Annotated in this window: 4 protein-coding genes; 2 read left to right on the top strand and 2 right to left on the bottom strand. The window is 69.6% G+C overall.

Annotation, left to right across the window (positions count from 1 at the left end; genetic code table 11):
* A partial coding sequence (locus tag AC27KI_RS21130; protein ID WP_487115672.1) for an Lrp/AsnC family transcriptional regulator occupies positions 1-175 on the bottom strand: 175 nt, incomplete at its 3' end.
* A 162-nt stretch (positions 176-337) separates the two neighbouring features.
* On the opposite strand from AC27KI_RS21130, the gene AC27KI_RS21125 reads away from it, so the two are divergent.
* Entirely contained in the window at positions 338-1,459 is a 1,122-nt protein-coding gene (locus tag AC27KI_RS21125) for a saccharopine dehydrogenase family protein (protein WP_487115668.1), read from the top strand.
* Positions 1,460-1,876: 417 nt separating this feature from the next.
* Positions 1,877-2,821 carry a XopAP family type III secretion system effector gene (gene xopAP, locus AC27KI_RS21120; RefSeq protein WP_487115670.1) on the top strand — a complete coding sequence of 315 codons (945 nt, stop codon included), beginning with the start codon at positions 1,877-1,879 and terminating at the stop codon, positions 2,819-2,821.
* Between the two features lie 41 nt (positions 2,822-2,862).
* On the opposite strand, the gene AC27KI_RS21115 is transcribed toward xopAP, so the two are convergent.
* A partial coding sequence (locus tag AC27KI_RS21115; protein WP_487115666.1) for a diguanylate cyclase domain-containing protein occupies positions 2,863-3,388 on the bottom strand: 526 nt, incomplete at its 5' end.

Genomic DNA, 3,388 nt, shown 5'->3' with positions numbered 1-3,388 from the left:
CCAGCCGCACGCCGTAGCCGGCCACGACGCCCTCTCGCTCCAGCCGGGCGATGCGCGCGACGACGGTGGTGCGCGCCAGGCCCAGGCGGCGGGCGAGCAGCGCGGTGCTTTCGCGCGCGTTGGCTTGCAGCAGGCTGAGCAGGCGGCGATCGGTGTCGTCCATTTCGGTGGCCATGGCGGGGTCCTTTGGAACAGGGCTGCGAATGCGTCAGTCATTTTCGTCGTTTCGGCGAATGAACGAAGCAAATACGACGTTTTGCACGCTACACATCGACAGCATCGGCGCCTAGCATGGCTGCATCCATCCCTTCGTTGCAACCCCCTTGAGGAGACCGCCATGCCTTCCACCCCATCGACCCATCGCATCGCCATCCTGGGCGCGGGCCACATTGGTTTTGCCATGGCCGTGCTGCTGCAGGAGGTGGGCGAATACCAGATCATCGTGGCCGACCGGGACCCCGAGGCGCTGGCCCGGGTGGCGGCGCTGGGCGTCGGCACCGTGCTGCTGCAGGACGATGGCGCCCTGGAGGCGGCCGTGGCCGGGCAGTTCGCCGTATTGAATGCGTTGCCGTTCCACCGCGCCGTGCCGGTGGCCACGCTGTGCGCCCGCCACGGGGTGCACTACTTCGACCTGACCGAAGACGTGCGCAGCACCCAGGCGATCCGTACCCTCGCGCACGATGCCCGCAGCGTGCTGATGCCGCAGTGCGGGCTGGCACCGGGCTTCATCGGCGTGGTGGGCAACGATCTGGCGCAGCGCTTCGACACGCTGCACGACCTGCGCATGCGCGTGGGCGCGTTGCCGCGCTACCCGCTGGGCGCGCTGCGCTACAACCTGACGTGGAGCACCGAAGGGCTCATCAACGAATACTGCAACCCCTGCGAAGCCATCGTGGACGGCCAGCCCACCACCGTGGCGGCGCTGGACGGACTGGAGACCTTCGCGCTCGACGGGGTGGAGTACGAGGCCTTCAATACCTCGGGCGGGCTGGGCACCCTGCCCGAAACCTGGGCCGGCCGGGCCCGCCGCATGGACTACCAGTCGATCCGCTATCCGGGGCACTGCGCCATCCTGAAGCTGCTGCTGAACGACCTGCGCCTGCGCGACCGGCGTGACCTGCTCAAGGACATTTTCGAGGCCGCCATTCCGGCCACCGAGCAGGACGTGATCGTGGTCTTCGCCAGTGCATCGGGCCTGCGCGGCGGGCGGCTGGTGCAGGACGCGTACTCGGCACGCATCGTCGGCGCCACGGTGGGCGGGCACGCGCTGAATGCCATCCAGCTGACCACGGCGGCCAGCATCTGCGCGGCACTGGACCTGGTGGTGCAGGGGCGGCTACCGCAGTCCGGGTTCATCCGGCAGGAGCAGATCGCGCTGGGGGATTTCCTGGGCAATCGCTTCGGCCGGGCCTATCGCGATCACGCGCTGGCGCAGGCTGAAGGGGCAACTGCCGCCTGAACCGGAGCGAATATGGACCGGGGACGGGGAGGGCTGCGCAGTTCGCGGGGCGGCATCTCGGTTCGCCCACGGTCGCTCCGGACCGCGGCGGGCGCAGTGGAATACCGGGCTCGGTTTCCTCCTCCATTCCATGCGCCGGTGCCAGGGTCTGCGCCCATACCCCGCCCGCGTGCATCACCCGCGCACCTCTGATCGATGACCACGGCATTTTTCCGACAGCCACTTCCAGCGACGGCACCGCCGCATTCGGTGGGCGCGCCCACTCCGCAAGGCCCTCCACCCGGTGCCCCGGTACGCATCCCGATGCGGCACAGCACGGCAGGGCCGTTGCACGGGTTGGCTGTTCAACGGCCGCCGCGCCTCTCTACCGGCTCCGGGCCGATGCGGGCCCGTCTGGAGGCCCCAACGGTGATCGACATGGCCTCGGTCGATATCGCCGATGCCCTTTGGGTGGTCGATCTGCCGCACGCCGGCGGCGCCCGCAGCCTGCCGTCCAGGGCCACGCAGGCCTTGCAGCGGGCGGTGCTGGAGGGCATGCGGGATTTCGCGGGGCAGGCGTACACCGTGGATTTCGACGAGATCACCGGCCGGGGCGGCATGCGCTTCGCCGCCGATCAGTCCAGCGCGGCCACCAAGTGCTGGGACCACCTGGAGCACCCGCAGGTGCTCGCGGTCGTGCTGGGGTTTGCCGGCACACGCATGGAAGACCGCGACGATCTGATGTGCGACCTCAAGTCGCAGATTCCCCGGCCCCATGCCAATCCGCTGGACCCGGGCCTTCCTGACCTGGGACAGGTGGGCAGCGGTTGGCAGGAGCGGTGGCATGCCGAAGCGCTGGCGCCGCGTGCCAACGGGCTGGATCTGGGCGGCCTGCTGATGCGCTATGCCGGCATGGCGCGGGACAGCGGCAAGGCACTGTCGGTCTCGGTGGTGGGACACAGCCTCGGGGCGGCGGTGGCCACGCTGGCCAGCTTCGACATCGCGCATTTTCTGGACGCCAACGGTGCGCGTGGCAAGGTCAGCACCTACGCCTTCAACCCGCCGCGCCTGGGGATGGAGGCCGTCGCGCAGCGCTACGTCGCCCCGAAGACCGCAGGGGGCATGGCCTTCGCGCTGCGCCAGTTCACCCGGTCGCTGGACCCGATCCAGTCCATGCCGATGCTCATGCACCACCCGGGCTGGGTGGCGTCGGCACAGCCAGGGACCTACTCCGCGGCAGGCAATCCCCGGATCGTCACTTACCAGGACCGATGGGCGGACCGGATCAACCTGTCCGCCAACCACGAGCTGCCCCAGTGGCAGCCCGTGATCGCATCGGCCATGCATCCGGTGGACCTGGAGCACCTCTTCAGCGCTCCGTAGGGGCAGGAGCGGGAGCCGTCACTGCCGCCGGCGCTTGGCACCTAGCGGCCGGAGGCGTACAGCGGCGCCTGCACCATGGGTTCGGCGCCCTGGAACCGTCGGCAGTGGTTCTTGCCGTTCTGCTTGGCCTCGTACATGGCGTGGTCGGCCTGGCGCAGCAGCAGGTCTGGGTTGTCGCCGTCCAGCGGGTAGATGCTCAGGCCGATGCTGGCCGAGACGAAGCCCTGGCCGTGCGGCAGCGGCACGGGCTGGTGCACGGCCTGCAGCACCCGTTCCAGCAGGGGGGCGCAGTCGTCGGGGGACTGCAGCCCGCCGATCAGCAGCACCATTTCGTCGCCGCCCAGCCGCGCCAGCGTGTCCTCGGCGCGCAGATGCGACTGGATGCGCCGGCCGACCTCGATGAGCAACTGATCGCCGGCGGCATGGCCGTGCTGGTCGTTCACGCGCTTGAAGCCGTCGAGATCGAGGTAGCACACGGCCAGCAGTTCGCGGTGCCTTTGCGCATGGGCGATCGCCAGCACCAGCCGGTCGGCCAGCAGGCGGCGGTTGGGCAGGCCGGTGAGGCTG

The organism is Acidovorax sp. KPB24-03 (assembly GCF_057546605.1).
The sequence above is the reverse complement of the archived record's forward strand: the minus strand, read 5'-3'. Positions and strand labels throughout refer to the sequence as shown.

Coding starts and splice junctions, on each gene's coding strand:
- xopAP (WP_487115670.1), top strand. CDS start 1,877: ATGGCCTCGGTCGATATCGCCGATGCCCTTTGGGTGGTCGATCTGCCG.
- AC27KI_RS21125 (WP_487115668.1), top strand. CDS start 338: ATGCCTTCCACCCCATCGACCCATCGCATCGCCATCCTGGGCGCGGGC.